We start from the raw sequence: 23,674 nt of genomic DNA, 5'->3' as shown, positions 1-23,674 counted from the left end.
CTAACTAAAGACTTTTAGTGGTGCAGATTCATACGCTAATCACTTTCAAATAGCACTTTCAAACCTAGCATTAACAAAAGTAAGAGAAATTAAATGTCTAACAGGGAACAGTTCCATTACTTCGGCAAACTCCGTAGAAGAAGGGAGTTTATAAAGGCCTCTGGGTTAGCGCGAGATTACTATTACGACTGGGAAGTCTGGTTCAATAAGTGCTCTAATACCAATAGCTTATTACCTTTTTTGGGCAATAAAAATAAAGATAAGCCTATATGGCTATTTATTATAAGCGAAGGTGAAAAATTGAAGGTAGGTTTGACGACATTAAGCTCAGATATGGCAGAGCGTAAACACCCTTTTTTAGTCTATTTCGAATATCCAATCAGTCAATTTGAGAGCTTAGAGAGCATGTTTGAGTCAGTGCTTTCAATGGCTAACCAATATCAAGGGTTTGTCAATTTGATAGCAAACGGCGACTTTACTACTACCGAACAACAGTATTTTGCATCGATATCCACCGATTATGAAGTAGCAGAAGGCCTTAAGGATGTTATAAAGAATATTGTCTCAGAAATCATAGCAAAGAGACATGAGTCTATTATGGAGTCATATTGGATTAACCTAGACAATTTTTCTACTATTACTCATCAAGGAGCTTTGACTTGTACGCTCTACAACAAAATATATGGCTAAATTATGACTAAAAATTTTTCAGATTTTGTGGATCCTATTTCAGCAGCGCAGCCAACAGGTATAGACATAGAATATGACGCACGGTTTATTGATATTCAGACCTTAGTTGAAGGTAAGCCTGAACAGCAGTATGGCGATGTCATAATTGAGGCGGAAGAACCAGACTGGAACACAGTTGAAAAGCTTTGTCGCCAAATACTATCTGAATCTAAAGATATCAGAGTATTCTGTTTTTATGCGCAAGCACTGACGGCCAACTATGGTGTTAAAGGCTTTAAAAAGGGCTGTGAGATCATCTATGCCAATGTGGACAAGTATTGGGAAGACTTATATCCAAAGCTAGTAGATGAAGAGGGTAGTTTTGATGCTTTTTATAGATCAGGATCCATAGGTCTACTCATCGCTAATACTGGTATTATCCAGCAGCTAAATGAATCGAATATCTTATACTCACCTAGCAAAAAGAGTTATTTTAAAATAAAGTCCGTAGCGGCATCATTGATGAATAATGAAGATGGCTTATATCCTGGGGGTAAAGAAAAGCTTATAGAGGACATAAAAGTAGCCTATGAGAACGAACAAGAAGAGCTCTTAGCTCTAAAAGATGCTTTAGATTTGATATTAGCAATAGAAAATGTTTTTGATAAAAATCTTGAAGGTTTTCACTTAGACTTTTCTACCATAAAGAAACCTTTAGAAGTGATTGCAAGCTTACTAGTTAGGACATCTACTATGGAAGAAAGCGATAATCAAGATTCTTCTGAAGAAGAGGTTGGCACCGCTCTAAATACAGTGATGACTAAACCAGTCCTCGACATACAAAGCTTAGAGGATATAAAAATAAAAGATAGAGCTGACGTAAAAATAGTATTAGAGAAATTGAACTTATATTTTAGATTGAAAGAGCCAAGTCATCCCGCTCCACTATTTATAGAAAGATTGCAAAAGCTTATGGATATGAGTTTTTATGAGATACTAAAAAATATAAGTCCTAACAGTCTTAATGACTTGGACTTGATTATTGGTAAAGAAGAGAGTGAACAAGAAAGTGATGAGGACTGATGCTGACGAGACCTTGTGATAAGCACCTTGAGCTATAAGCTACAAAATAAGTATTATGAATTGATTATAGCTATAATGTAACAGTGAGCTTAAAATGTAGATTTAGTTAAGTTAATAAACTATAGTAGGGAAATAAATTTCCTCTATTAATCTGTAGTTTATCAGATAACTCACAATAAGAACTTGCAATTAAGTTGAATTTAACCCTTATTAGCCATTAGTTAAGAGGCAATTTCAAAAGGAAGTATAAATGTCTAACGATAATCCCAATAGAAAGTATTCGTCAAGCCAAAAATTTGTAGGACGCAATCGTGCTCCTCGTGTACAGATTGAATATGATGTCGAGTTGTATGGGTCAGAATCAACCGTAGAGTTACCTTTTGTTATGGGCGTTATGGCCGATCTAGTAGGTAAGTCGCAAGTTCTAGTGCCCGATTTATCTGAGAGAAAATTCTTAGAAGTAGATATAGATAACTTTGATGACAGAATGAAAGCCTTGAAGCCTAGAGCTGCTTTCCAAGTTCAAAACACCTTGACAGGAGAAGGTAATCTGAATGTCGAGCTTGAGTTTGAGAGTATGGACGACTTCTCGCCAACAGCAGTGGCCAATAAAGTTGAGCCTTTAAGAGAGCTTTTGCAAGCACGAACTGAGCTATCAAACCTACTATCTTATATGGATGGTAAATCGGGAGCTGAAGAGCTTATCTCTAAAGTTTTAGCGGATAGTGAGTTGCTACAAGCGCTAGCGAGTAGTAATAAGGCTGCTGCAAACAATAGCAGCGACGAATAAACAGTTAGAAAATTATAGAGTTAGAGACTACTATTATGAATAAAGTCCAAGAGTTAAATAAAACAGAGGTAAACCCTGAGCTTTTACAAGAAAAAGAGACAGGATTTGCAGACTTATTACAAAAGGAATTCAGACCTAAAACTGAAGATGCCAAAAGTGCGGTGCAACACGCAGTCACTACACTAGCTGAGCAGGCTTTAAAAAATACAGTAGTGGTATCAGATGATGCTTATCAGACTATTGAGTACATTATCGCTGAGATAGATCGCAAGCTGTCAGAACAGATTAATCAGATCATTCATCATGAAGAGTTTCAAAAACTAGAAGGTGCATGGCGAGGGTTAAACCATTTGGTTACCAATACAGAAAGCGATGACTTACTAAAAATAAAAGTTTTACCGATCGCAAAAAGAGAAATAGCTCGCGATATCAAGCGCTACAAAGGTGTTGCTTGGGATCAAAGCCCGTTATTCAAAAGAATATATGAAGAGGAGTACGGTCAGTTCGGTGGCGAGCCGTTTGGTTGCATGGTTGGTGACTATTATTTTGACCACTCGCCACAAGATGTTGAGCTATTAAATGGTATGAAGAAGATAGCCGCTGCTTCTCATTGCCCATTTATCGCAGGAGCCTCTCCTGATGTGATGCAGATGGAGACTTGGCAGGAGCTTGCCAACCCAAGAGACCTAAGTAAGATTTTCCAAAATACAGAATACGCTAGCTGGCGTAGCTTGAGAGAGTCTGAGGACTCACGTTATATTGGTTTAGCGCTACCTAAGTTTCTATCAAGATTGCCTTACAGCTCAAAATCAAACCCAGTCGATGAGTTCGATTTTGAAGAAAATACTGATGGCTCGAACCATGATAAGTACACTTGGTCTAATGCCGCTTATGCTATGGCTGTCAATATTAATAGATCTTTTAAACAATATGGCTGGTGCACCTCTATCAGAGGCGTAGAGTCGGGCGGTATAGTTGAGAATTTACCAACTCATACTTTCCCTACTGATGATGGCGGTGTAGACATGAAATGTCCTACCGAAATCGCTATCAGTGATCGCCGTGAGTCTGAACTTGCAAATTTAGGGTTTATGCCTTTAGTACATAGAAAAAATACCGACTTAGCAGCATTTATAGGAGCGCAGTCGCTCAATAAGCCCGCTGAGTATTATGATGCAGATGCTTCGGCAAATGCTAAGCTAGCAGCACGTTTGCCTTATCTATTTGCTTGTTGCCGCTTCGCTCATTATCTCAAATGTATTGTCAGAGACAAGGTAGGCTCGTTCAAAGAGCGCGAAGATATGGAGAGATGGCTCAATGAGTGGATTATGAACTATGTCGATGGAGATCCTGCTAATTCAACTCAAGAAACCAAAGCAAGAAAACCATTAGCATCCGCTGAGGTTATAGTGGAAGAAATCGAAGGCAATCCTGGTTATTATACTTCGAAGTTCTTCTTAAGACCTCATTATCAACTAGAAGGGTTAACAGTTTCTTTACGTCTAGTATCTAAACTACCTTCAGCAAGAGATGAATAAAGAAGTCAATTTTTATTCATCAATATTTTATTTAAATTAGGAGAGTAATATGGCGTTAGATATGTTTATGCGCATCGAAGGGGTTAGCGGCGAATCTAAGGACTCTAACCACAAAAGCTGGACTGACATTCAAAGCTTTAGCTGGGGTGCTGAGCAGCCAGGCTCTATGAGTTCTGGCGGCGGCGGTGGCGCTGGCAAGGTCAACTTTGATGATTTGACTGTAGTTGCTGCTATCGATAAGGCTGCACCGACGGTACTAAAGAACTGTTCAGTAGGTCAGCATTTAGGTAAGGTTGAGATCTCTGTTTGTAAAGCCGGCGGCAACCAAGTTGAGTACTCACGTACTACTCTAGAAGATGTGTTAATCACTGCTGTTAAATTCGTTGGTGCTCAAGAAAATGAGTCACTAATGATGGAATACTCATTCCAAGCGGCTAAAGTTAAAAACCAGTATTGGGAACAGAATGATAAAGGTTCTAAAGGCGCTGAAGTGCAAATGGCCTTCAATGTCAAAGAGAATCGCTCTGCTTAATCGCTTCTCTTATTGTTTATAATACAAAGATCTAGCTTAAAAGTTTGAGTTAGATCTTTTTTTTAAAAGATAAGCCACAGTTATAGTCGATTCTAAATAAAACAGATACATTATATTTAAACGCGGAACTGGTATAAATTTTACTGGCGTGCTGTGCCTACGCCGACAGAGGCTGCGCAAAATTAATCCCAGTCCCGCTGTATCATTTTTATATTGAACTCACTATATACAAAAAGTCATTAAATAATACAAAATAAAGAGTTCGTTGGATAGTTAATGAAAGATGAAATCGGTTTAGTTCCTTGCTTATTAGATAGGCTGACAGATACAGATCCTAGAAGCAATCATGACGCCAAGTATTATCGTGGCATTAGTATCTCTAAGTATCGTGAATCGATATTAAGAGATATTTTGTTTTTGTTGAATACCACTTGTTTGCATAGTGAGCAGCTTGATATTCTGTTACCTAATCAGGTAAAGAGCTCAACTATCAACTATGGCATACCTGCGTTTTCTGGCGTTAATATCTCAGACATTGATTGGGGTAGGGTACAAGATTTAATTTTGGAGTCATTGATTAATTTTGAACCTAGACTTGAAGAAGATGGTCTCAAAGTGCTTGTCCATATCGAAAATGATCTGCATTTTAACCACAATCAATTATTGATAGAGATCAAAGGCATGATTAAGCTTAACCCTTATCCTAGAGAGTTTTGGTTAAGAACAACTATCGATGTGGAAACTGGACTTTTCTCGTTAGTGGATGGCAGTGTAGATGAATAAAAAAATTATATCTTATTATAATAAAGAGCTAAGATTTTTGCGAGAGATGGGTCAAGAGTTTGCAAGTCAATATCCTAAGATCGCGTCTCGTCTTAAATTAAGTGCTAATGAGACGCCAGACCCTTATGTCGAACGCCTACTTGAAGGGGTGGCTTATCTGACAGCACGAACTCAGCTCAAAATAGATGCCGAATACCCCCGCTTTGTTCAGCGTATCTTAGAGGTGATTTACCCGCAGTTTTTGCATCCTACTCCTGCCTCCACTATCATAAAGTTTGACACCTCAAAGCACTATAATGTCAATGTGCTAAATACATTAAAACGCGGGCATTTGCTTGAATCTTTACCTATCGACATTGATGCTAACACTTTGAGCTGCCATTTCTCACTGACTCAAGATACAGAGTTGACTCCTATTGAGCTTGAGGCATCGCATTATACCAATTCATTAAGTTACTTGCCTGATCTCAAAACTGTAAAAACAGGGGCTAGCTTATCAGCGTTAAGACTGGACTTTTCACTGAGTTCGGCAATCAAATGTTCTGATCTAACGCCTGAGGATTTTGTGTTTTATCTAGGCTCGGATCTTCCTGTAGCCTCACAACTTTTAAACCTACTAATGAACTCCTGTACTAACATCGTGTGTCACAGTTTTGAGGATGCGCGCAAATGGTATTATCCCTTAGAGCAACATCCTGAGCATAAAGGATTTGCTGATGAGGAAGCACTAGTATTTGATTTAGATAAATCCATCTCCTCTTTAAGACTAATGCAAGAATATATCCAGCTACCAGAAAAGTTCTTATTTGTCAGTCAACATGGTATAAAAAAAGCGATAAGAAAAGCGGAATTGAATGGCGACTTTGCGCTTACTGCTGCACAGACTGAAGAGGTGATAGTCGAAAATGGGGTAAATAAACGCGTCGTAGGACATGAGAAACGTAGGTTTAGTGTCTCATTCTTATTTGATAGCTATGTACCTGAGTTGACGCAATTGCTTAAAGAGCAAGATATCACTATCAATACTGCTCCTTTGGTCAACCTATTTAGAAAAAAATCAGTACGGTTTCCAGTCACTATGCAAAATACGGAGCATCACGTCATAGTCGATCGTGTTCATCCGTTAAACTTTGAAGTGCATAGTATAGAGCGAGTTAAGGGGTTCGATAAGTTTAATAATCAACAAATTAATTTTACTCCGATTTATAAGGCTGCCGATCAAGAGGTTTTTATTAATAAAAGTAATAATAACGCTTTTTTTTCGATGAGACGAGATAAGAGAGTGCCCTCTACCTCAGCAGGTATGTATGGTGGCCGAACGTCTTACTTAGGCAGTGAGGTTTACTTGTCGATGATGAGTGAGGGGCAGTCTGTATTTAGTTTTAAGATCGACCACTTGGCGGTAGAGGCGTGGTGTACTAACCGCGATTTACCTTTGATTATGGCTAGATCGGTAGAGTCAGATTTTTTGATAGATGTGGCTTTGCCAATACGCGGCGCTCATATTATCTCTGAGGTGACTAAGCCGATTGACGCTGTAAACGAAGAGCATACGCTTTGGTCATTGCTCAATCAGCTTAACCTAAGCTACGTCTCATTAGCAGACTATTCTGAGAAGGATAGTACTTTACTGCTAAAAGAGCTACTGTTAGCTTTTCCTCACGAAAATAACGAGCTTTATAAGTCTGAGGTCAATAGTATAAAGCGGCTCACCGTTGAGCCAATTACTAAATTAGTGAGGCATAAAGGCGCAGGAAGTTTAGTCAAAGGCATGGCAATAACCATCACCTTCGATGAGAGCTTATTAGCAGGAGTGCACCCTTTCTTATTCGCCTCAATCTTAAGACGCTACTTCGCTCGTAGCATTTCCATAAACTCATTCGTTGAGATGAATGTGCTGACGGTACAAAAAGGTCAGATTATCAAATGGAAAGATATAAAGGGTGAGAAGTCTCTGTTATGACTGATAACTACATAGATGAAAAGAAGCCACTCGATGAGTATAAGCCATCAGCCAATAACCCAAAACAAGGAAATGGTGGGGTTGATCTGTCGCAAATAACGACTGACTTGCATAAATATAGTCTTTTTTCTATTTTGAAACATTTAGAGAGTCATCAGGATGCCTCTAAGCCTTTAATTGGCGAAACCGTTAGTCCTGCGCAGGATTTATTTAGACTGTACCAAAACCCTTCTATGTCTTTTATTTATAAGAATATTGACAGTGTTTCGCTTGATAACCATAAGTTTCAAATTGCTATTAATGAGATAGGACTATTAGGCGCTAACTCACCACTACCATCGCATCTGATTGAATTTATTTTTCAAAGAAAGCATCAATATGGGGATGAAGCTTGGGCCAGCTTTGTGAATATGCTACAGCATAGAATTCTGACGATGTTTTATCGGAGTTGGATGAATGCTCAAAGTGTATTATCACTCGAAAATAAGCGTACTGATAAATTCAGTAGGTATATAGCGAGTCTAGCGGGCTTTGCGGTTTTGGCCGAGGAGCAAAGCGAGCAACAAGTTGAGCATTTTTCAAAACTATACTTTGCAGGCTATAGTTTACAAAGAAATCGCTCCGCAGATAACTTTCAAAGCTTATTATCTCAATATTTCTCTCTGCCCATCCGCATTGAAGAGAATATCGGTCAATGGTTTAAGCTGCCTAAGGATGAGCAAACTCGTTTAGGCGCAAGTGGTGATTATACGCTTGGCGATGGACTGATAGTCGGTAGTAGAATTTATGATGTACAAACTAATTTTCGGATTGTTATTGGTCCATTAAGTTTAGATCAATATGAGTCCTTTTTTGAAGAAAATTTTAATGCAAAAAGACTAATAGAGTGGGTGCGTTTTTATGTCGGCGAGGAATACGATTGGGACGTAGAGCTTGTACTAGCTAAGCCAGAAATACCGAAGTTGGTTTTGGGAGAGCATAACAAGCTAGGTCTTACTACTTGGCTTGGCGCTACTCACAATGATCAAGACCATTTAATAATAAGCTATTAACTTTTATTTATAAGCTTCAATAGAGATAAGAGTTTTAGATAATTTTTATAAAATGAGCGATTCTAAAGAAGTTTTTTAAATTTTAAGGTATTAAAAGATAAAACCTAGTAGCTGAAATTCAGTACTCAACCTAACGATCGAAGCATTTAACGGAGTGAAAATGTCTAATATTAGCCGCAGTGTCCTATTTGCAAAGTTAAATGACTCTCTTTATAAGTCGCTTGAGAGTGCTTTTACTTATTGCCGCTTAAGAGAAAATAGCTATGTGGAGCTAGTGCATTGGCTACATATTTTGGTGCAGAAGTCTGACAACGATATAGATTGTATTATCAGATACTTTGAGATTGATGCTAGTCAGTTAAAACAAGATATTTTGGTAGCGGTTGAGAGTCTGCCGACAGGCGCAAGTAGTGTCGCTGACTTCTCAAAGCATGTAGAGGAGGCTGTAGAACAAAGTTGGACTTATACCTCTTTATTATTTGATAGTCAAAAAATTCGTAGTGCGTACTTGCTATATACCTTACTAAAAAGCTCTGAGCTATCTAATATTTTGTTTAGAATCTCAAAACAGTTTAATAAGATTTCAGCTGATAAACTCATTGATAAGCTGGATACGGTTTTAGAAGCTTCTTCTGAAAGTGGTTTACAAGACGCGCCAGTAGCTTCAAAAGAGCAGTTGGAGTCCTCAGAGCAAACAGCGTTAGCGAAATACGGTAGCAATTTGACGCAAATGGCGGCGGCTGGCAAGATTGACCCTATCGTAGGCCGCGATAATGAGATACGACAAATTATCGATATTCTAATGCGTCGCCGGCAGAATAACCCTATTTTGACAGGGGAGGCAGGCGTTGGTAAAACGGCAGTCGTTGAAGCGTTGGCACTGAAACTGGCCTCAGGTGATGTCCCACCAACACTAAAAAATGTTGAGCTTATCTTACTTGATATTGGCGCTTTAAAAGCAGGGGCTAGCGTCAGTGGTGAGTTTGAAACGCGTTTGCGTGCTGTCATGGAGGAAGTCGAGTCGAGTCCAACGCCTATTGTATTGTTCATTGATGAGATACATACTCTAATCGGTGCAGGCGGCGCTGCAGGTACTGGCGATGCTGCAAACCTACTCAAACCAGCACTCGCTCGCGGTAAGCTTAGAACCATAGGCGCTACGACTTGGGCGGAGTACAAAAAGTACTTTGAAAAGGATCCTGCGCTTACTCGTCGTTTTCAGGTCATTAATGTTGAGGAGCCAGAGGAGGACGAGGCGATAGAGATGTTAAGAGCTTTAGGGCCTTCGCTTGAGTCGCATCACAATGTAATCATCCTTGATGAGGCTATTGTCTCAAGTGTACAGCTATCTCATCGCTATATACCTGCACGCATGCTACCGGATAAAGCCATTGGCTTAGTCGATACCGCTTGCGCTAGAGTATCGCTCAGTCAGCATTCAACGCCTAGCCGAATTGAATATATCAACAGAAAAGTGCTCGCTTTAGAGACGCAAAAGCATAATGTTGAACGTGAGATGAAGCTGGATTATGATCAACAAGATCGTTTGCTTGAGATTGACAATGAAATGGTTGATTTGGAAGCTCAGTTAACAGAGCTTGATGCTAAATGGCAAGAAGAATCTCGTTTGGTAAACGCTTTAATTGAGGTTCGTCAGCAAATTTTGAATTATGGCTCAGAAACAGAAACAGAAACAGAAACAGAAACAGAAGCCTTAGAATTACAGCCAAACGATGAGCAAACAGAGAATATTGATACTAGTAATAATGACGATATCGTTAGTGCTAATGATAAGCCTGATATAGATACCTTAGTAGAAGTAGGCGCTGCTAGCGCTAGTGCAACTGATATGAGCACGTTGCTAGAGACTCAAAAAAATATCATTGAGCAATTAAAACAGCAGCAAAACGATGACCCACTAGTATCGCCGTTGGTGGATGCAAGAGCGGTGGCGAATGTAGTCTCGGACTGGACAGGTATACCAGTAGGTAAGATGATGAAAGATGAGCTGCAAGCTATCTTGGAGCTTAGCTCAACCCTTAGCAAACGCGTCATCGATCAAGATCATGGTATGGAAGCTATCGCTCGGCGCGTACAGACGTCAAGAGCCAGTCTTGATGATCCCAACAAGCCTATAGGCGTCTTTATGCTGGCAGGCCCCTCAGGTGTTGGTAAGACAGAGACCGCTTTAGCTTTAGCTGACTCGCTATACGGCGGCGAGCATAATGTCATCACTATTAATATGAGTGAGTATCAAGAAGCGCACACCGTTTCAACTCTAAAGGGGGCACCTCCAGGCTACGTCGGCTATGGCGAAGGTGGGGTACTAACCGAGGCAGTCAGACGCAAGCCTTATAGCGTAGTACTACTCGATGAAGTCGAAAAAGCGCATCCCGATGTCCATGAGATATTCTTTCAGGTATTCGATAAAGGTTGGATGGAAGATGGAGAAGGGCGCTATATCGACTTCAAAAATACTATTATCATTTTGACCTCTAACGTAGGGACAGAGCTGATCATGGATCGTTGTCATAACAACGCTGAAGTTATCGATATGGAAACCTTACAAAAAGAGCTAAGAGCACCTATGCTCCAAGTATTCCCTGCGGCGCTGTTAGGTAGGATTCAGGTCATCCCTTACTATCCATTGAATGATACGACATTAAATAAAATTGTCGACTTGCAGCTCAAACGTATCGTCAAACGTATCAAAGACAATCATGGCATAACACTGAGCTATTCTGATGAGATCTTGACCTTGATATCTGCTAGATGTAGTGAGGTTGAGTCTGGTGGCCGTATGATTGACGCCATATTGACGAATACCGTACTACCGAAGATTAGTAAAGATCTACTGACTTACATTATCGATAATAAAACCATAGACTCTATTCATCTAGCCACTGAAGATGATGATATAATCTACCAATATTTGTAGAATAAAATAGCGAACACTTTACTTTAGCTCAATAAAAAGTATTTTTTACAGCATTTATCCCAACATACATTTTGTCATTTATTAAAAAGAGGACACCCCATGCGCACCATAGCCATTCACACCCCTTTTGGTCGCGCGTTGTCCTTTGTTGAATTAAAGGGCGTTGAAGCCCTCTCTAGTCTTTATGAGTATCGTCTCGTTCTCACCAGTAAAGATGCTAACCTAGCCGCTACCGACATCATCGGCCAAACCATCGCCGTCACCATTGATACCAAAGGCGGCGAGCGGGTTTTAAACGGTCTCGTTACCGACTTTGGCTATCTTAGTGAGGATGAAGACGAACAAAGCTATCATCTCTACACCTGTATCATGCGCCCTAATATGTGGTATCTTACCCAGCGTCATGACAGCCGCGTCTTCGTCGACAAAGACATTCTTGAGATTACCCGCACTATCCTAGATGAGTTTGGCTTCCCTTATGAGATACAGTGCTTAAACAGCTACCGCAAGTACGGTCATAGCACTCAGTACCAAGAAACTAGCTTTAACTACTTAAACCGTCTGTTTGAACAAGAAGGCCTGTACTACTACTTTGATCATACTGAGGGCAACAACACCCTCATCATCGTTGATGATAACAGCGCACATAGCCCCATTCAAGGCCGTGCCACCATACCCTATCACTCAGCGGTCACCCCAGGCACCCCAGACAAGAACTACATCGACATCTGGCAACAAAGCGACAGGCTTGCCACCAAGAAAATCAACGTCAACGACCACAGCTATAAGCTGGCTAACCGCAAACTTGATTACAACATGAGCACCCATGAGCTTGGTGGTATTACTACTGAGCACTATGACTTCTATACTGGCTTTGCGACCAAAGAGGATGCGGCCACCTACGCGCAAGTGCGTAGTCAAGACTATAATGCTCAAAGCAAACGTATCACTGCCGCCGGCAACGTGCTCACCATCGCTCCAGGCCATACTTTTACTCTAAGCCGTCATCCGCACGATGCCGCTAACACTGAGCATCTGATCATCCATAGCGAATACGACTTTAAAGAGGCCGGCTATGCCAGTGGCACCGAACAATCCCATTACCGTATCTCTTTTACCGCTATACCGCTCTCTTATCAGTACCGCACGCCAAGAGTCACCCCCAAGCCGCAGATCATCGGCACTCAAGGCGCTACCGTCACCGGTCCTGCTGGAGAAGAAGTCCATACCAATGCTTATGGGGACATCAAAGTACAGTTCCACTGGGACAGATACGGTCCCCGTAACCAGAAAAGCTCAGACTGGATACGCGTGGCACAAGGATCAGCAGGGGGTAGCTTTGGTTCTATCAACACCCCGCGTATCGGCGAAGAAGTGCTCATCGACTTTATCAACGGCGACTCAGACCGTCCTATCGTCATCGGCAGGTTATACAACAGCGCCAACCCGCCACCATGGGGCTACCCGCAGGCCGCCAAGCAATCAGGCATCAAATCTAAAAGCTTCAACTCCCCGCTCGATAACTACAACGAGCTCATGTTCAACGATGATGCCGGCTTTGAGCTGGTCAACCTGCAGGCTCAGCGTGATCTGAACTCCTTAGTAAAGAACGACGAGCGGCGTAGAGTCAATAGAGACCGAACGACGACCATTGACAAAGACGAAACCATAACGGTGCATGGTAAACGTACCGAGGTTGTCGATTTGGATGAGCACATCACCATCCATCAAAACCGTACTGAGGTCGTCGACAAAGATGAGACCATCACCATCCACAACAACCGCAAAGAGCGGGTTGATGATAACGAGACTATAGACATCGGTGGCAACCGCACTGAGACCGTGCATAAGAGCGAGCAGATACTTGTAAAAGGCAATAGAGACAAAACCGTCAAGGGCAATGACACTTTAAACGTCAAAAAGGATCGCAAAGAGAACATCGACAAGAGCCGCTCACTCACCGTCGATAGAACCAACACTGAGTTTGTCAAACTGGGTAAGTCCGTCACCGTAGGCTTAGGGTATGCCACCCAAGTCGGCACGATTATGAACACCGCAGTCGGCATCATGCAAACCGAGCAGATAGGACGGATCAAGAAAAGCTTTGTGGGTAAAAGCTATAGTATTACCGCAGGGGATGAGTTTAAGATCACGGTGGGTAAATCATCGCTGGTGATGAACGCCGATGGTAGTATCATCATTACCGGTTCCAGCATCGTCACGCAAGCTGAGAAAGAGAATAAAGTCATCGGTAAGGATGTGCTGATTAATCCGCCGGGGGCGAGTAATAGTCAGGTGGAAGAGGCTGAGCCTGATTATCTTAATGATGAGCCTGGTCAACGTGGTCCAGACGGTTTGATGATTCAGGGTAGTGATAGTGATGAGATGACTGATGAAGAGCTATATGCAATGAACGATCAGATGATCGAAGAATCTATTGCAAGTGGTGGTCTGATGGCAGGTCGCACTCAGAAAGAAATAGAGGATTTTAGAAGAGCAGCTAGAGCTATGGGAGGACCAGGTCGTAATCAAGTTAATATCGTGGACTATAAACCAGAAGTTAATTACGATAAAGAGAGTGCCGCACGAAATGCACGTGTTTTGGGTGAAAATTCAAAAACAGGGCAATTCTATACTGATGCGTTAAAGGAAAGGGGTGATTTGGACTACTATAATGCCCAGAAAGCTCAAATAGAAAAGATTAGACAGCAAAACGCAGCAGCACGTGCAGCACGTGCAAGCGATAATGCAACGCAAAACAATACAGCCCAGAGTAGTCCAACACAACAACCATTACCCATAAATCAGGGTCAGCCTCCCTCCCTCTATGATGATATTGGTTACGAAAATCCAATGGCACGGGTTAATAATACATGGAAAGGAGAAGCTGTTGATGGTGGTAAACAAGCTGGAACTGCAATATATGATGCGGCAAAAGACTCTCACGCTGGATTCAATGCTATAGCTACAACTGGAGAGAATTTATTGAATAAAGATGCTGATGCTTTGAGAGGTCAGGCAGTTGATAAAGCGACAAATACAGGTAAAGATAAGCTGATAGACAAAGCTAAAGACCTTGCGCCTAAACCAGTTAAAAATGCATGGGATGCTTATGATGATTTTAACGCAGTAAAAGAAAAAGGGAGTGAGATTAAAGATGCAATACCAAAAGATGACTAAGAGTACAGGAAAAATTGCATTGATTGTATTTTTACAGTTAATCATAAGCTTAGGTTGTGCAGTGCAAACTTCAGGCGTTGCTGATTCTATTACGACAACGGAACCAATGTCCTTAATATCTTTTGGTACGTTAGACTCTGAACAAGAGATTAATAAACTAGTAAGCTTCTTGAATAAAATTGAAAATCCCAAACAACTTCAGCTTGAATGTGATAAGCAGAGCATTGCTAAGTCCTGTTATTACTATGCGTCATATTACGATTTAATATTAAAAGATTATAAAGAGTCTTACGATTATTATAAAAAAGCTTATAATTTGGGAATTAAACAAGCTGGTTATTTTGTAGGCGTCTTTCAGATAAATTATTCAGGAATATTTGATGTCGATAAGCGGCTTAGTATAGATGAGAGTATTCACTATTTAGAACAAGCCTTTAAAGCAGGATCTCCCGATGCAACCAGAATATTGATGATGACTTATCGAGATTTAAAACTTAATCGCATTGATTATGATAAATCTGAGTATTATAACAAAATCGCTATTAAGCAAGAAGTTAAACATTCTAGATATCTATTAGCATATTTATATACTAATGACATAAAAGACAAATCCAAAATAGATAAAAGCATTAAGCTATACGAAGAAGACTTAATGATAGAACAAAACTGGCAATCAGCGTTAGCACTTATGAATATCTATTTAGATCCAGAAGAGTATGGCGCTAAGCCAAAGCCTAACCTTGTTAAAACTTTGGCCTATGCTTATGTTAGTAGTGACTTGCGTAAAGGACAAGATGTAGGCGAGTTTAATAACGTAGATACTAGATTTGCCAAAGCAATGCAAACAGAACTTTCACCTGAAACTTTGAAAAAAGCCAAAGCAATGTATTTCGAGTTGATGGCAAAAATGGGTAAAGAGCGGACTAATCTTTATAATGCAATACCAAAAGATGATTAAAATAATTGCTTTAGGGATATCATTCATACTGTCATCGTTGAGTGTAACTGTTGCTTGTGCAGATACCAACTTTGTTCCTTATAATGCTACCAGCATAAAAATGGAATCTTCTAACTTTATAGAAGAAATCAAAAGTATTAAAAACCCAGAACGCTTCAGGTCGGTATGTGATGATCAAAAAAAAGCTGATTATTGCTTCACTTATGCAGCGTATCAGGACTTAGTACTAGAAGACTACCAACTAGCCTATGAATATCATATAAAAGCATTTAATTTAGGTGAAAAAGAATCTGGCGTATTAATAGGTCATTATCAAATTAATTATCCAGAACAATTTACTGACAGCAATAGCTTAACTATAGATGAAAGTATCTACTATCTAGAACAAGCTTTTAAGGCAGAATATCCTGATGCCACTAGATTGCTTATGATGATTTATCGCGATCCAGAGTTCAATCGCATCGACTATGATAAAGCTGAGTACTACAATAAAATCGCTATCAGACAAAATGTAAAAACATCTAGATTTCTCTTAGCCTCGCTTTATACACATAAGATGAAAGATAAGTCCAAGATAGATGAAAGCATTAAGTTGTATAAAGAGGATTTGCTAGTAGAGAAGAACTGGTTATCATCGTTAGGTCTTATGGCTATATATTCATATCCAGAGGAATATGGAGCAAAGTTAAACTATGTTAAGTCATTAGCCTATGCTTATATCACTAGAGACTTACGCAAAAAGCTAGTAGACGACTTAGCGAATAATAAGATTGCCAATGTAGAAGAAGATGTTATTAAACTCTTGTCTCAAGAGCTAACGCCAGAACAATTAAAGCAAGCAAAAGCACTTTATTTAGAATTGATGTCTAAAATGGGTAAAGAGCGGATGAATTTTGATAATGCGCTACCAAAAGATTAATAAAAATATCGGACGAATTGCAATAATCATACTTTCGCAATTAAGTATGACTGGTTGTACAGCATCTAGTTATGCTACAACTGATTCTGTCGCTCAATCAAAACCTTTTCCCTTAGTCTATTTTGGTACAGTAGACTCAGATAAAGAAATAGTCAAACTTGTAACTATTTTAAAGGAAGCTAAAGACCCCAAAATTTTTCAACTAGAATGTGATAAAAATAAAATAGCACAATCCTGTTATTACTATGCATCGTATAATGATTTAATAGCGGATAATCGCAAAGAATCATATCCCTATTATAAAAAAGCCTTTGATTTAGGCAGCAAACAAGCTGGTTATTTTGTAGGTGCTTTTCAAATAAACTATCCAGAAAGATTTGATAATAATACTCGTTTGGATATAGATAAAAGTATTTACTATTTAAAAGAAGCTTTTAAAGCAGGTTCTCCTGATGCAACCAGATTTTTAATGATGATTTATCGAGATCGAGAATTAAATATTATTGATTATGACAAAGCTGAGTATTATAACAAAATTGCTATTGACCAAAATGTAAGGACATCCAGAGCTTTGTTAGCGTCTTTGTATATGCATCATATGAAAGATAAATATAAAATAAATGAAAGCATCGACCTATTAAATAGAGACTTAATTTTAGAAAAAAACTGGGAATCATCGCTAATACTATCTAATATCTACTTAAATCCAGAAGAATTTGGAATCGATAAAAATGTAGTAAAAACCTTGGCTTATGCCTATATCACTAGAGACTTACGTAAAGATGTTATAGAACCTAGAGTTGCCAATGTAGAAAATGACGTTATCGAACTATTGCCTCAAGTAATGACGATAGAACAACTTAAACAAGCGAAAGCACTTTATTTAGAGATAATGGCTAAGATGAATGAAGAGCAGATTAAAGGTCTTGACAATAAGACATCACGATAATTATCTCTTAATGATCAAGCTTACTGTTAACTCCACAGGCCGCCAAGCAATCAGGCATCAAATCTAAAAGCTTCAACTCCCCGCTCGATAACTACAACGAGCTGATGTTCAATGATGACGCAGGCTTTGAGCTGGTCAACTTGCAAGCGCAGCGCGACTTAAACTCTCTGGTTAAAAACGACGAGACCCGCAGAGTAAACCGCGACCGAACCACCATCATCGACAAAGACGAGACCATAACGGTGCATGGTAAGCGCACCGAGATCGTCGACTTGGATGAACACATCACCATTCATCAAAACCGCACCGAAGTGGTCGACAAAGATGAGACCATCACCATTCATCAGAACCGACAAGAACGGGTGGACAAAGATGAAACCATTGATATCGGTGGTAATAGAACAGAGACTGTACACAAGAGTGAACAAGTCACCATCAAAGGCAATCGAGACAAAACCGTTAAGGGCAACGACACTCTAAACGTCAAAAAGGATCGTAAAGAGAACATCGACAAGAGCCGCTCACTCACGGTAGATAGAACCAACACCGAGTTTGTCAAACTAGGTAAGTCCGTCACCGTAGGCTTAGGGTATGCCACCCAAGTGGGCACGATTATGAACACCGCAGTCGGCATCATGCAAACTGAACAGATCGGACGTATCAAGAAAAGCTTTGTCGGTAAGAGCTATAGTATTACCGCAGGCGATGAGTTTAAGATCACGGTAGGTAAATCCTCGCTGGTGATGAACGCTGATGGCAGTATTATCATCACAGGCTCAAGCATCGTCACCCAAGCAGAAAAAGAGAATAAGGTCATCGGTAAGGATGTGCTGATTAATCCGCCGGGGGCGAGTGCTGGGGGTGGGGCAGAAGAAAGTGGGGGTATGACTATCGCTCCTACTACAAATAGTGTTGGAGGTCAGCGAGAGCCTCAGCTTAAAGATGGAGAGCCTTATCCTGAAGATGCTGGCTATAAAGCATACGATGGTGAGCCAGAGCTGGGGGGTAATGAACCATGGTATAACGGAGTAGATATAGCTATGGGAATAAAAGCATTAAATCCGTTCTCTAAAGATTCTGAATACAAATTTGGTATGACTGATGAAGAGTGGAAAGAGCTTAAAGATAAAAACGTCGTAGAGTATGAATTAGCGAAGCAATATGCAAAAGATAATATTAATATGGATATGCTTCCAGACCAATTGACAGATGCGATAACAGATCCAGTAGCTAATGATCGAGCATTAATGAATCACACCCAGCACTATCTTAAATTTGCTGACTACCTTAATGATAACTTAAATAAACCAATGGCTGATGCGACAGTTGGGCATTATTCAACCACTGGCTTTGGTGCTCCAACTACGGCAGCAGCAGGAGCTCTCGCTGGTAAAGGTATGCTAGATACTATTGATATCTCAGATGCAACAACTCAACTAATACTAAATGGTAAGAAGCCTCTGTTTATTAATGAAGATCGTTTCAAGCAAGTATATGGTCGAGGCTTTGACAAAGATATGGTTGAAATTTATGAAGAAAATAAAAAGAGCGCAAGGAGAAACAAGCGATGAGAAAAATAACTATTAAATTAGCTGCTCTAATGATTTCATCACTACTATTAATGGCATGTTATGAGAAAAAACCTGATGCTAATTACGGGTTTTTTCGAGCTACAGCTGTTTATCTCGATGGAGATGTCCAAGGAATCAATTTTGATGATTTAGAAACAAGTAAATATAATGATTTTATATATAAAAACCTTCTCGTAAAATTTACTATCTTACAAAACTATCCCAGTGATGTTCCAATGTTTCAACTAAATAACTTGAAGAAAGATGCTATCAACGCATTATGTTTAGCTTCTATCTTTGTGGAACAATATCAACCTATGGATACCGAAATGGCTGAAGCACATAGTGACAGCCAGCAGGAGTTAATTAGGCTTAGACCTGTTTTTCTTAAAGAACTAAGAGTAGACAGAGCAACCAGTGTCAAATATGACTGTTTAGAAGTCGTTAAAACGGTAGATTAAAATTACGGTTTAACCTTGATATGAACGAGTAATACTCTATGAGAATTCAGAAAGTTAATAAAAAAATTAACCCTTTGATTCTAGCTTTAACTATATCAACTGGGCTAGCTATTTCAGCTTGTTCAACTGATTCTACAAATGAAACTATTCAATACTCAACCAAATCAATTAATAAAGACAACAACAAATATTTTAAAGCACTTCACGCTGAAGCCAACCAAGGCGACCCACAAGCCCAATTTCAACTAGGTAGTATGTATGAAAACGGTGAAGGTGTCAGTCAGGATAAATCAAAGGCAGCATGGTGGTATCGAAAATCTGCAGAGCAGGGATTTGCTGATGGACAGAATGCGTTAGCCAAACTGTATTACTTCAATATGGAGCTTGAACCTGTCTTTAATGAGTCTATTGCTTGGTTTGAGAAGGCAGCAGCTCAAGGTCAACCAGAAGCTCAATTCTATATTGGTTTTTTTTATGAAAAGGATTCTGAGATAACTAAAGATTATGATCAATCTTTAAAATGGTACTTAAAATCCGCAGAGAATGGATTTGCAACAGCTCAATTCAGGTTAGGAACGATGTACTATTACGGTGAAGGGGTCAAACGTGATTATAAACAAGCAAAACAATGGTATCAAAAAGCAGCAGATCAAGGAGATATGGAAGCCCAATATAATATAGGTGTCATGTATGCCAACGGCTTAGGCGTTAAACAGAATTATGCACTAGCCGCCATGTGGTATGACAAATCGGCAGAACAGGGTTATGCAGCTGCTCAGAACAATTTAGCTGCTCTACAATATACTGGTGATGGCGCTGTACAAAGTTATGATGAGGCTTTTAAAGGGTATAGCAAATCTACCGCTCAAGGAGACCTAGAAGCACAAACCAATCTTGGCGGAATGTATTATTTTGGACATGGTGTTGAAAAAGATCTAAACAAGGCGCTTGAGTTATATCGAGACGCTGCTGCCAAAGGCAATCAAAGAGCTAAAGATATTATTAAAGTATTGATTCAAGAAGGTATTATAAGTCAGTAGCACTACTTTACTTAACCCAGCCTTAACTTAAAAGCTCTTAAATGCCATTGTCATCGGACGCCTTTACAACAGCGCCAACCCGCCGCCATGGGGCTATCCGCAAGCCGCTAAGCAATCAGGCATCAAGTCCAAAAGCTTTAACTCCCCGCTTGATAACTACAACGAGCTGATGTTCAATGACGATGCTGGCTTTGAGCTGGTGAACCTACAAGCCCAACGCGATCTCAACTCCCTGATCAAGAACGATGAGCGCCGCCACGTCAACCGCGACCGCAGTACCATCATCGACAAAGACGAGACCGTCACCGTACATGGTAAACGTACCGAGGTTGTCGATAAAGATGAGACCATCACCATCCATCAAAACCGTACCGAGATCGTCGACAAGGATGAAACCATCACCATTCATAACAACCGACAAGAGCGCGTCGATGATAATGAAACGATAGACATCGGTGGCAACCGTACCGAGACCGTGCATAAGAGCGAGCAGATCACTATCAAAGGCAACCGCGACAAAACGGTTAAGGGTAATGACACCCTAACGGTCAATAAAGACCGTAAAGAAACGGTCAACAAGAGCCGCTCATTAACGGTAGATAAAACCAACACTGAGTTTGTCAAACTAGGCAAGTCAGTGACAGTTGGCTTAGGGTATGCCACTCAAGTGGGTACCATCATGAACACCGCAGTGGGTATCATGCAAACTGAGCAGATAGGACGGATCAAAAAAAGCTTTGTCGGTAAGAGCTATAGTATTACCGCAGGCGATGAGTTTAAGATCACGGTAGGTAAATCCTCGCTGGTGATGAACGCTGATGGCAGTATTATCATCACAGGCTCAAGCATCGTCACCCAAGCAGAAAAAGAGAATAAGGTCATCGGTAAGGATGTGCTGATTAATCCGCCGGGGGCGAGTGCTGGGGGTGGGGAATATGAGTCCAATGTAATGGTTGATAACTATGATAAAGATGGTAATCTTTTAGGTAATTATCGATTGGTAGATAAACCTAGTGATCTAACTGCTTCAATAGCTTCTCCAATGCCAATACCATTCCCAGGAGCTTTGTCAGTTCCTAGAGTGCCAGCAGGTGTCAGACCTTATCCTTTTACGAATACATATGATCTTCAGAATCCTAAAAACCCATTTGGAAAAAGGTGTCAGGACTTACTTAAAAAGATAAGTAATCTTAGGGAGAGCATCGCTAAGAGAGAACGAGAGTTAATTGAAGATAAGAACAATTTACCAGAGCGAGGAAAAAATCTTAGAAATTGGGCTACAAAGAGCGGTCATCGAGCGATAATACGCATTGAAGAAAACTACCTAAGAAAAAGGGAACAAGAATATGACGAAAACTGCCAAATTCTCGCATGAAGTTGAAATATTTAATCATATTGGTGAAAAAATATGTTGTTTATCTTATAAAAGTACTGAGGACGATAAACCAGTAATAAGGAAGCTAGAGTATGAAAATAAAAAGTTGTCAGATTTGATAATAAATAATTTGGTGATTGAGTTTGGTGAATTTGACTACACTGAATTTATTGATATTAATATAACTTCTACTGATTTAGTTGGCATTATTGCTACCGATGCTACGCTTATAGATTGCGAAGTATTGGACAGCATTGTATATGCTTGTACATTATATGGGTCAATATTCAAAAAATGTATCTTCAAAAATGTCTTATTTAGAGGTGTAAACCTAGCCGCAAGCGTTTTTAACAACTGCACTTTCGACAACTGTAAATTTACTTCGGATCATATAAACCATTTCACAGATTTGACAGAAACACGTTTTATAAACTGTTCTATCAAAAGAACTATTTTTGATGATATAGACATTGATGAAAATACTATTTTACCTCAAATAGGTAAGCAATAATAAATGAGGATGATGTTTATCACGTGATTTTTTATTACTCATAAATCAAAATCATGTCTTAATTTATAAAGAATCCGAATAATGCTAAAAACCTACCAAGCTGGCGCTAGATTAATAGTGATTGCTTTATTTATTATCGCTTCACTAAGTTGTCGAGGGAATCCTTCGCATAGTTTACCTGTCAAAGGCACCATCGATATTGAGGTTACTCCAAGCGGTATTATTTGTTTTACTCCTAACATGGATAGTGCGACTTTCGCTGATAAGCCTTACGATAACTTAAAAGGTATAACAGATGTATATGTTGGTATATCCAATGATTGGGGAGCTGATTATAAAGATGAATTCAGCGTTATATCTGATAAAGAAAAAGTGTGCATAACTGAGAATAATTTCGATTTTCATGAAAAACTATATAGTCGCTTAGGTAATGAAAGGTATTATAGTTTATCTATTAAAGGTATAACGGACGATTACAAACATCGTATACACTTCACAAATGAGTTTTATTATCCCTAGTTAAGTGTTTTCATTACTAATAAATTTAAGTGCCCTCTTAACTTGATAGGGATCCAAATAATGTCAAAAACTTACCAAGTTGGCGCTAGATTAATAGTGATTGCTTTACTTAGCATCGCTTCACTAAGCTGTAGAGGTAACCCTTCACATAGTTTGCCTGTCAAAGGTACTATTGATGTTGAGGTTGCTTCAGATGGTATTGTTTGTTTTAGTCCTAACATGGATAGCGCGACTTTTGCTGGTAAACCTCGTGATGATATAGAGGGTATAACAGCGATACGCATTGCTATTCCTATGAATATTGGTTGGTCTACATATCATAAAAACGAATTCACTGTTATATCTGACGAAATAAAAACCTGTATTACTGATAATAACTTTGAAGACACGCCTTATAAAAAATTAATACATGGTAATTCTTACGACCTCTTTCTTTCAGGTTTAACGGCAGATGGTATCTACCATGCGGATTTTACAGGTGAGTTTTACTATCCTTAGTTTGTCTTTTCATTGATTCTTAACTATAGGTAAGCCTGAATTTCATAAGGATCTAAGTAATGCTAAAAACTTACCAAGTTGGCGCTAGATTAATAGTGAGCTATGCTGAAGAAACCGTACACCTAAACTTGGTAAACTAAGCGTATTAATCGGAGTTTACCATGACCAAGAAAGTAAGAACCTACAGTGACGAGTTTAAAGCAGAGGCCGTCAAGAAGATTGCGGATAACAACGGCAATATTTCAGCGACTGCAAAGCAGCTTGGTATTGCCATGCAAACCTTATCAAACTGGCATAACAAAGCCAATCAAGGCAAGCTTGTCGGCACAGAGCAATATGATCCTG

The 23,674-nt window shown here is 39.7% G+C and carries 21 protein-coding genes; all 21 read left to right on the top strand.

The annotated features are described in order from the left end of the window. Positions 1-93: 93 nt before the first annotated feature. A complete protein-coding gene (locus EI164_RS03990) occupies positions 94-690 on the top strand; it encodes a TagF domain-containing protein (RefSeq protein ID WP_192518704.1) in 597 nt (198 codons plus the stop codon). A gap of 3 nt (positions 691-693) precedes the next feature. Beyond that, a complete protein-coding gene (gene tssA / locus EI164_RS03985; protein ID WP_192518703.1) occupies positions 694-1,752 on the top strand; it encodes a type VI secretion system protein TssA in 1,059 nt (352 codons plus the stop codon). 250 nt (positions 1,753-2,002) lie between these two features. Then, the gene (tssB, locus tag EI164_RS03980) at positions 2,003-2,542 is read left to right on the top strand and encodes a type VI secretion system contractile sheath small subunit (protein WP_192518702.1); all 540 of its coding nucleotides are present in this window, start codon (positions 2,003-2,005) and stop codon (positions 2,540-2,542) included. A 35-nt stretch (positions 2,543-2,577) separates the two neighbouring features. Continuing rightward, positions 2,578-4,080 (top strand): type VI secretion system contractile sheath large subunit, encoded by a 1,503-nt coding sequence (gene tssC / locus EI164_RS03975; RefSeq protein ID WP_192518701.1) that lies wholly within the window; start codon positions 2,578-2,580, stop codon positions 4,078-4,080. 49 nt (positions 4,081-4,129) lie between these two features. Beyond that, entirely contained in the window at positions 4,130-4,612 is a 483-nt protein-coding gene (locus EI164_RS03970; RefSeq protein ID WP_192518700.1) for an Hcp family type VI secretion system effector, read from the top strand. 276 nt (positions 4,613-4,888) lie between these two features. Beyond that, on the top strand, positions 4,889-5,395 hold the full coding sequence (gene tssE / locus EI164_RS03965) for a type VI secretion system baseplate subunit TssE (protein ID WP_192518699.1): 507 nt from the start codon (positions 4,889-4,891) through the stop codon (positions 5,393-5,395). Further along, the gene (gene tssF, locus EI164_RS03960) at positions 5,388-7,358 is read left to right on the top strand and encodes a type VI secretion system baseplate subunit TssF (protein WP_192518698.1); all 1,971 of its coding nucleotides are present in this window, start codon (positions 5,388-5,390) and stop codon (positions 7,356-7,358) included. The genes tssE and tssF overlap by 8 nt, the downstream gene beginning before the upstream one ends. Then, positions 7,355-8,410: a type VI secretion system baseplate subunit TssG gene (gene tssG, locus EI164_RS03955; protein WP_192518697.1), complete on the top strand. Its 1,056-nt coding sequence runs from the start codon at positions 7,355-7,357 to the stop codon at positions 8,408-8,410. The genes tssF and tssG overlap by 4 nt, the downstream gene beginning before the upstream one ends. 160 nt (positions 8,411-8,570) lie before the next feature. Next, complete coding sequence (tssH, locus tag EI164_RS03950) at positions 8,571-11,348, top strand: type VI secretion system ATPase TssH (protein WP_192518696.1); 2,778 nt, start codon at positions 8,571-8,573, stop codon at positions 11,346-11,348. Positions 11,349-11,447: 99 nt separating this feature from the next. Beyond that, a complete protein-coding gene (locus EI164_RS03945; RefSeq protein WP_192518695.1) occupies positions 11,448-14,528 on the top strand; it encodes a type VI secretion system Vgr family protein in 3,081 nt (1,026 codons plus the stop codon). Next, on the top strand, positions 14,506-15,486 hold the full coding sequence (locus tag EI164_RS03940) for a sel1 repeat family protein (protein ID WP_192518694.1): 981 nt from the start codon (positions 14,506-14,508) through the stop codon (positions 15,484-15,486). Before EI164_RS03945 ends, EI164_RS03940 begins: the two co-directional genes overlap by 23 nt. Further along, entirely contained in the window at positions 15,464-16,405 is a 942-nt protein-coding gene (locus tag EI164_RS03935) for a hypothetical protein (protein ID WP_192518693.1), read from the top strand. Before EI164_RS03940 ends, EI164_RS03935 begins: the two co-directional genes overlap by 23 nt. Continuing rightward, a complete protein-coding gene (locus tag EI164_RS03930; protein ID WP_192518692.1) occupies positions 16,386-17,354 on the top strand; it encodes a sel1 repeat family protein in 969 nt (322 codons plus the stop codon). Before EI164_RS03935 ends, EI164_RS03930 begins: the two co-directional genes overlap by 20 nt. A 23-nt stretch (positions 17,355-17,377) precedes the next feature. Then, positions 17,378-18,925 carry a bacteriophage T4 gp5 trimerisation domain-containing protein gene (locus tag EI164_RS03925; protein ID WP_413038433.1) on the top strand — a complete coding sequence of 516 codons (1,548 nt, stop codon included), beginning with the start codon at positions 17,378-17,380 and terminating at the stop codon, positions 18,923-18,925. Continuing rightward, positions 18,922-19,386, top strand: coding sequence for a hypothetical protein (locus EI164_RS03920; RefSeq protein ID WP_192518690.1), 465 nt, complete (start codon positions 18,922-18,924; stop codon positions 19,384-19,386). The genes EI164_RS03925 and EI164_RS03920 overlap by 4 nt, the downstream gene beginning before the upstream one ends. A gap of 38 nt (positions 19,387-19,424) precedes the next feature. Further along, positions 19,425-20,426 (top strand): SEL1-like repeat protein, encoded by a 1,002-nt coding sequence (locus EI164_RS03915; RefSeq protein WP_192518689.1) that lies wholly within the window; start codon positions 19,425-19,427, stop codon positions 20,424-20,426. 46 nt (positions 20,427-20,472) lie between these two features. Continuing rightward, a complete protein-coding gene (locus tag EI164_RS03910) occupies positions 20,473-21,801 on the top strand; it encodes a bacteriophage T4 gp5 trimerisation domain-containing protein (protein WP_413038432.1) in 1,329 nt (442 codons plus the stop codon). Then, complete coding sequence (locus EI164_RS03905) at positions 21,773-22,312, top strand: pentapeptide repeat-containing protein (protein WP_192518687.1); 540 nt, start codon at positions 21,773-21,775, stop codon at positions 22,310-22,312. The genes EI164_RS03910 and EI164_RS03905 overlap by 29 nt, the downstream gene beginning before the upstream one ends. A gap of 81 nt (positions 22,313-22,393) precedes the next feature. Further along, positions 22,394-22,831, top strand: coding sequence for a hypothetical protein (locus tag EI164_RS03900; protein WP_192518686.1), 438 nt, complete (start codon positions 22,394-22,396; stop codon positions 22,829-22,831). Between the two features lie 60 nt (positions 22,832-22,891). Then, a complete protein-coding gene (locus EI164_RS03895; protein ID WP_192518685.1) occupies positions 22,892-23,329 on the top strand; it encodes a hypothetical protein in 438 nt (145 codons plus the stop codon). A 161-nt stretch (positions 23,330-23,490) separates the two neighbouring features. Next, positions 23,491-23,674 (top strand): transposase (locus tag EI164_RS03890; RefSeq protein WP_192518684.1); only part of this gene is annotated, 184 nt, incomplete at its 3' end.

Origin of the sequence: Psychrobacter sp. FME13, from assembly GCF_014861395.1 — a bacterium.
Classification (GTDB): Bacteria; Pseudomonadota; Gammaproteobacteria; order Pseudomonadales; family Moraxellaceae; genus Psychrobacter.
This window is presented reverse-complemented; position numbering and strand designations above follow the sequence as displayed.